3 protein-coding genes and 2 pseudogenes are annotated in these 7346 nt (G+C 57.4%); 2 read left to right on the plus strand and 3 right to left on the minus strand.

Going from position 1 to position 7346, the window contains the following annotated elements; genetic code table 11:
• Positions 1 to 98 precede the first annotated feature (98 nt).
• Complete coding sequence (locus tag PQR02_RS38990) at positions 99 to 1094, minus strand: EAL domain-containing protein (RefSeq protein WP_408243157.1); 996 nt, start codon at positions 1092 to 1094, stop codon at positions 99 to 101.
• Between the two features lie 1095 nt (positions 1095 to 2189).
• Here PQR02_RS38990 and PQR02_RS38995 point away from each other — a divergent pair.
• Positions 2190 to 4976 (plus strand): winged helix-turn-helix domain-containing protein, encoded by a 2787-nt coding sequence (locus PQR02_RS38995; protein ID WP_408243158.1) that lies wholly within the window; start codon positions 2190 to 2192, stop codon positions 4974 to 4976.
• Positions 4977 to 5730: 754 nt separating this feature from the next.
• Positions 5731 to 6048, plus strand: a complete 318-nt coding sequence (locus tag PQR02_RS39000; protein ID WP_408243159.1) for a hypothetical protein — start codon at positions 5731 to 5733, stop codon at positions 6046 to 6048.
• Positions 6049 to 6596: 548 nt separating this feature from the next.
• On the opposite strand, the pseudogene PQR02_RS39005 reads toward PQR02_RS39000, so the two are convergent.
• Both PQR02_RS39005 and PQR02_RS39010 read right to left on the minus strand, forming a co-directional pair.
• A pseudogene (locus tag PQR02_RS39005) lies at positions 6597 to 6824 on the minus strand (transposase domain-containing protein); the annotation flags it as partial.
• A 51-nt stretch (positions 6825 to 6875) separates the two neighbouring features.
• Positions 6876 to 7053: pseudogene (locus PQR02_RS39010) on the minus strand (IS66 family transposase zinc-finger binding domain-containing protein); the annotation flags it as partial.
• Positions 7054 to 7346: the final 293 nt, after the last annotated feature.

Consider the following 7346-nt stretch of genomic DNA (forward strand, 5'->3'; position numbering starts at 1 on the left):
ATGCAGCGATCAAGTGGCCACACTGAAAGTACTGTTCGATGCGTGCGGGCCATGAGTTCCTGGATGTCCATCTGTGTGTGTATAGTGGTCAACCTAGACTAGTTGCGCGTCCACCCTGGCTCGTACGAGATCACTTGGATGTAGCCTGAAATCTTCACCAGCCCGTGCTGCATGACAAGCTCGTCAATCTGCGCAGCGGGAACGGGCATCGAAATGTAATAACCCTGGCAGTCAACCTGCGGCATCGATTTCGCCCAGACAAACTGCGCTTCGGTTTCGATACCCTCGATAACGACCTGCTTGCCGAGAAGTTGCCCCAGTCGAACAAGCGCTTGCAGCAGGACCGTCGATCGGGCATTGGCGGGAATATCGCTAATAAAGCAGCGGTCGATTTTCAGCACATCGACTGCCAGTCGATGCAAGAGGCTCAGCGACCAGTATCCAGCACCAAAGTCGTCAATCGCGACTCTGACGCCCGTGGCCCGTACCGAATCGACGGCAGCCACGAGTTCGTCGGGTGGCCCGGGCTCGGTGGTTTCCGTCAGCTCAATCTGCAGTTTTGCCGTGTCGATAGCCTGAGCGGCGAGCACCCTGACCAGCTTGCCCGGCAGATCCTCCCGCGCCAGTTCCCGGACCGGCAGATTGATGGCGAGCGACAGTGAGCCATATCCGCATGCAGCCCAGTCTGCGAGGGTCTCCGCCGCTCTCGCCAAGAGGAAGTCGGTAAAACGACCTGAGAGTCGTGAGTTTTCCACGACCCTGATGAACGACGAGGGCATCAGGATGCCACGCACGGGGTGGCGCCACCGCAGCAGGGCTTCGAAACCAGACAGCGTCCCTTCAGGCACCCGCAGCTTCGGTTGAAACACCAGAAAGAACTCATTCTGAGCCAGTCCGCGCTCGACGTCGTCGACAATGTCGAGCTGATTGCGCTTCGCAGTAGCGTCCATCTGCACTTCCCGCGCGTGGCTATTGCGCACTTCGCCGAATGCAGTGGCGGTGTCGCCTGGCGAGTCCAACCGGGACACTGCTCCCGGTACACGAAAAATTAGCGAACCGCCGGGCGACCACTCGTACAGATATTCCTCGCTCATTCCAGGCATTTGCATGTCCTCCATCCGGACCATTCAACCAGAACACCTTGAAGCAAGTTCGACCAAACCTGACGACCACTGGAGTCACCGACTCTGTCCCGAGCGTCATACCGGTTGCGCCGACACAACGTACGGTCTCGCAGAGCGACAGCCCAATCAAACTGGGCTGCGGTCACAACATTACGCAGCAAACAGATAAACCAGTTAGCCATATCCCGGCATGCCAGGCAGATCGAGAGCGGCCGCACCGACGACTCATTAGCTGTTTGTCAGCATCATATCCAGACTTCCAGAGGGTTTTCTGAACTATTGAAACATCGTGGACTCAGTTGAACGCCACGTCTGCGATAGCGCCGACACTCTCGCGGATAATGACTGGCGGCGACTTCCCGAACCACCGAAGTCGCTCCCGACAGTCTTCGCGTGAGCACTGGATACGGTAGCGAACGCGTTCAATTCACGAGATAACGTCGAGTCTGGTGTATAGGCGTTTGCTGGCCGGCGACGTCAAGCGGCGAGGGCTTGGGATCATTGCACGCCTCCTAGTCGTAGCATGCGAGCAATCGCCCCGTGGGTTGTACACGATGGCAGGCCGCCTTCGTTCGGTGTCGGGGCAAAGCAAAGTGCTGACGGATTGGACCCAAAGCGAAAGAAACGCCGGCGTTCGCCGAGGGGTCGCAGAAACCCTGCATCTTGCGTTCACGCCGATTCGAGGCTCGCCGACCAAACACCGGATGAAGCACGCTTCGCTACGCTGCCAGCAATAAAATCGGCAGCTTGATTGCCCCAGCGATTCCACCTAAACGTAAACGAACGAGACCCCCTCTAGCTTCGGCGAGTATGCAAAGGCGCGCGGTATGGACTAACTCAAGCAGTTGAACGATCATGTCGAACCGTTTGTGCAAGCCTGGATCTGGCGGCATGGACGTGGACGAAGCGCTTACCGAAGGAGCAAGTTTGCCCATGAGGTGCGTAATTCCTTGCGCAGCGTTGAGCATCAGAAAAGCTCATCGTGCACGATAATAAAATCACCCACCGAGACATCCGGACCCTCCTACGGGTGGTCGTTTGTGGGGGTTCTGGAGGAAAGCAATCATGAACGCATCTTTAGACGGCACCGATCGCCAATGGAGCGTGTCGCTGATCCAGACCAAAATGATCCCGCCCCGCCTTCCGTCTGGCTGCGTGCAACGGCACGCGTTGCTTGAGCGGATACGTGAGCGACCGCCGCGCAGCATAACCGTCGTGACCGCCCCTGCGGGTTTTGGCAAGACCACATTGCTTGCGGGATGGAGAGAAGCGCTGCTGGCGCAAGAACATCCGGTTGCCTGGCTCAGTCTCGACGGAGAAGACGATGATCCGCAGCTGTTCGGTGCCTATCTGGTGGCGGCACTCGCCCGGGCGTCCGCAGAGATGGCCTGCCAGGCGCAACAGCTCCTGAATAAAGATGCGCTGACTCCCATCAAAACAGTCACTTCAGTACTCCTGAACGGGATCGCTGCATGTGGGCGGAGCGTATTCCTCGTGCTCGATGACGTCGACCGTCTGACCGCGAAACCCGTTCTTGCGATTGTGTCCCGTCTGCTGCGCTACGTCCCCGAAAACATGCTCGTGCTGCTCGGAGCGCGCGGTGAACCGGCCTTTAGGCTCGGTCAGCTTACGGCTCCAGAGAAGCTAATGCGTATCAATGCGGACGATCTCCGTTTTTCGATTGACGAGGCGCGGGCGTTCTTTGACCAGACAGGGACTGTGCCGCTCGACCGAACCAGTGTCGAGTTGCTGAACGGGGCGACTGAAGGGTGGGTGGCGGGTTTGCAGCTAGCTTCCCTTGCGCTAAAGCAGGTGGGTGATGCGGCCAGGCTTGCAAATAACCTTGCCGGAACCAGCTCCGGAATTGATCGCTACCTGAACGATACGGTGCTGGCGCATTTGCCGCCACCGATGCTGAAATTCCTGATGTACACGTCGATTCTCGAACGGCTCAGCCCCGCCGTCTGCAATGCCATCATGGGAGGGGGAAGCGGAAGCGGCGAGAAGCTCGACTGGCTCGAGCGGCATAACGTGTTCATCCGGCCACTGGATGAAACACAAGACTGGTACCGCTATCACGCACTGTTGTCCGAGGCGCTTCGGTGCCGCCTTATCCGCCTGATGCCACAACAGGTCCCTTTGCTGCATCACCGGGCGAGCCAATGGCTTGCAGGCGCACGTCTGTGGCCCGAGGCCGTCCGGCATGCGTTGGCCGCGGGGGAATTTGAGCAGGCGGCACAGTGGGCCGAGAACTGTGCGATGGAGATGCTCGAACGCGGTGACCCGTACGCGTTGCTGGGTTGGATTAGGAAACTTCCCCCGGATGTCGTCCAGGGGCGGTTACGCTTGCATCTCGCGAAAGCGTGGGCGCTCGCGCTATTGCTTCAGACATCTAGCGCCACGAAGGAAATTCGCGTTGTTGCGCACGAGCTTGATCGGAAGCGCCGCGATGACCCTGGCAAGGTCGATAAAGCTGCAGTGGCGGAGATTAACGCCATCCGCGCAATGATCGCCGCTAATAGTGACGACAGCGAACGTGCGCTCGAGCTGGGGCGTGCCGCCGAAGCCTCATTGGTGTCTGTGGCACCGTGGGTGAAGCGCTATGCCCAAACGGCGCAATTCTGTGGCTTGATGTATAGGGGAAGGTTTGACGAGATACGTTGCATATGGAACATCGCGAATGAACAGATGGAACAGAGTCAGCAGCCGATGTACTCAGACCTGAATCGGCACGCGATGTACGGTCATGCTGCTCTGCTACATGGTGAGTTGTCTGAAGCAAGGCGAATATTCGAGGAGGCGTTAGAGCGCGCCGAAAATGGTTTGGGCCACTTCTCGTCCTGTACCGTGATGGTAGCGGGTAGCCTCGCGTCGATCTACTACGAATGCAATGATCTTCCGCGAGCGCGGAAGTTGATCAAGGGGCGCACAACGATTGCCTTAGAGGTTTCCCGACTCGGAGCACTGGTCCGGCATACGCTTGCGACGTCGCGCCTTCTGTGGCGCGACGGAGAGAAAGGTGCGGCGCTGGCTATTCTCGAAGACGGTCGACAGGTCGCTGCAAACCGACAATGGCTACGTCTCAAGGTGGCGTGCGATGCCGAGACGGTAAGATTGCTCCTTGTAGACGGAAACGTCGCCCGGGCCAGACAGATTGCCGACGAACTGAGCGCGAGCGTGCCAATGATGTGCGAAGGGAGGGCGGGGTCCGCTGTGGAAACCTGGGCAAGCTATTGCCTTCTGCAGGCCCGCGTTCTGATTGCTGAGGACCACGCCGATGAGGCCGTCCCTCTTCTTGAGCGTTCGCTGGAAACTGTGGAACCTATCGGCTTGCGTTTTCATGAGACGGTTATTTCCGTGCTACTTTCCCGCGCATTAGAACAATGCGGAGCTTCTGAAAGGGCGCTTGTCGCGCTCGGACGAGCGCTATGCATCGGACGGGCGAGTGGCATGATTAACAGCTTCGTGGATGAAGGGCAACCGGTGCGCGTGTTACTGCAACGGTTTCGCCACGTCTTAGGGGACGTCTCTAACGTCGAAACGGCCTATGTCGACAGATTGCTGGCAGCTTTCGACGACCGTTGCGGGTCAGCTGCGGCATCGTCCCCGTCCCAGTCTGTTAAGTCCGTGCCGATGTCGTCGGATGTTCTTAGTGTGAGGGAGTTGGAGGTGCTCACGTGCGTTGGCCGCGGCCTTTCGAATAAGGAAATCGGCCGGTCGTTGAAACTGGCACCCGAGACGGTCAAGTGGCATCTGAAAAACATCTTCGAGAAGCTCGATGTAAGTTCACGCATTGAAGCGGTACAGAGAGTTTTTGGATCCGGGGATAGAGAGGGCCGTGCGGCCATGTAGGTGAACAAGGGAAATGAATGCCGACTCTCCGCGCTTCGGCATCATCATTCTCGTCGTTTTCTGGATGAAACCTGCCTTGGATGACATACTTTTGAGGAGCGAGATGCTCCTTCGCGCATGCGACAAATCATACGTCTGTGAACACGTATGGCTCGTATCACTGAACAGTGACGCGTCCGAGAATTTTCATTGGCGAAAGAAAAAAGCCGCTGATAACCGACGGCCCATTGGAGTCAACAAACGTCACTTCACATGACGCACACAACACGGAAAAATCGTGTGAATTGACTCACAAAAATGGACCATGCACATCGACATCCCATAGCCTATGCTCAACGAAAGCATTTTCTCTTGACTTCTGAAATTCACAATCGTTGCATTGATCAAACCAGCGACTCTGTGCGAGACTGCGCCGTACGAGAGATGATGAAATCGGTATGGGCGACTATAGAAATTACCATGACAGCACGAATCGATTCCCCTCAACTTCCCCGCCCAATTTCGAATCGGCGTTTCGCAGTGGTCCTCGCATTGCGGAGACGATGTTGGGTTTAGCCTTGGTTACATCTCGGCCTCGTACCTGGATACTAACCGGTCAGCAATTTAATTAAAGCAACTCGAATGTTTTTTTCGAAAGAAGTAAGCGCAAGACGCAAAAGTCGGCCACCGTAGAAGCGCGAGAATCACTGAGAAATCGCGACTTCATCATGCTTTATGCATTGATTAGTTATCTTAACCAGTCGAGGTTGAAATTATGGTACGTACCACCCTCAGATTCGCCACTGCATTGATCGTGTTCGGCGTCGTCACCTCTGGATCGGCAATCGCCCAACAAGCTGCCGCGCCTGCTGATGCGGCCCCGGCAGCAGCGGCTAGTGCGACTCACAGCGACTCCATCGTCCAGAAGCGGATGGAAGTTCGCGAGGCTAACCGCCAGCAACGCGCCGCGAATGCCAAAACCAGAGAGCACGCCCGGCAACAACAAGCTGAGGCCAGAGCCGAGCGCAACCAGACAGTGCAGCAATCACGTGCGCGCGCCTCGGCTGCAATGTCCGCATCGGGCCCACAGTAACAGGACGCCACCCGCTGCCGGTAACGTCAATCAACCATAACAGCCGGCTCAGCTTGTTCCGCTAGTCAGAGAAAGCGCCGCGACCGTGCCATATCACGGTCGCGGCGCTTTTGTGTGAATATGAATCGAGCATGTGTAAGCGGTCCATCATTGAAGCCTCTCGGAGGCGTGCCAATTTGAGAGACGTTGTTCTTGAGCGAAGCAGAATATTAATCGTGCTTACGTATGGGATACGAGGCAGGATGAATCAGCACGAGGTTCGCAGCTGAGGGTAAGAGCGAGAGCGACGTTGATCGGGTTAGCGCATTCATTTCTTCCTCCGACCGAGATTTGGAAACCCGACGCCCGCCCTACACCAGGATGCAAACCGGCCGAGGATCATCCGGATGCGACGTTTCCCATGAGACCTCCAGGGAGTCGCCTGACGGGAATTCCAGAACGAGGGAATCCACGGTAAGAGGTACCAGCTTTCCTGCTGCGTCCTGGATGTATGCTTTGATCTGTTTCGGATCGGCCATATTTGTCTCGGGTGGATCTTGGACGGTTGGTTAGTGGCAGCCTGTGGACATTTTCCACGGCAACAGCGCGTCGTAGTCATCGACGGTCTTCGCCAGCGGAAAGCGCGGCAACAACCCGGGCGAGATAGCGATACGGGTCGATACGATGCGATTCGCCTTGCACGACTCCACCCGGGAGTACAGGTTGGCGCTCGCGTTCGCGCCGTCGACGGTGTCGGAGAACGGCCATCCGCGGCGCCCGACACAGAAGGCGCGAATCGAGTTTTAGCACGGATTGCATCGCGCATCAGGTTGATCACGGGCTGCGTCGCGAGGGAGGATGCGCGGCGGCGCGCCGGCGTAACCTTGATGCCGAGATCGCGGCACGGACACGCATATTCGACGCGCTGCGCTGGGTCACCCGAAGCTGCTCAGGGATCACATCGAGTTGCTCGCTGATCTTCATGCCAAGCTCGACGCGCGCGTGACCGTCGTTCGTGCAGAAGCGCACGGCGAGCAGCTCTTTCAAATCCACGGCGGTGATCGTGACGTTGATCCGCATGCCGGGTCAGACCAGCGTACCGCCACCCCGTTTGGCTCACACGGAGAAATTCTCGACGCCGCAACCGCGTGATCCTCAGCATTCCCCTCGTAGTCGAAGCTGAGTCCCATTCCCTAAAATGCGCTTCCTTTTACCTGTCAACTACCCTAATACTCCGCCCGGTTTCAGGGGCGGATTCAACCGGTGGATGCAACACACTAGAGGCTGCGTGAGCAGTGGGAGTGTTGCAAATGAAACAG

Origin of the sequence: Paraburkholderia sediminicola, from assembly GCF_046026895.1 — a bacterium.
Classification (GTDB): Bacteria; Pseudomonadota; Gammaproteobacteria; order Burkholderiales; family Burkholderiaceae; genus Paraburkholderia; species Paraburkholderia sediminicola_C.

Excerpts from the sequence above, each read along its gene's own strand:
- PQR02_RS38995 (WP_408243158.1), top strand. The coding sequence starts at position 2,190 with ATGAACGCATCTTTAGACGGCACCGATCGCCAATGGAGCGTGTCGCTG.
- PQR02_RS38990 (WP_408243157.1), bottom strand. The coding sequence starts at position 1,094 with ATGAGCGAGGAATATCTGTACGAGTGGTCGCCCGGCGGTTCGCTAATT.
- PQR02_RS39000 (WP_408243159.1), top strand. The coding sequence starts at position 5,731 with ATGGTACGTACCACCCTCAGATTCGCCACTGCATTGATCGTGTTCGGC.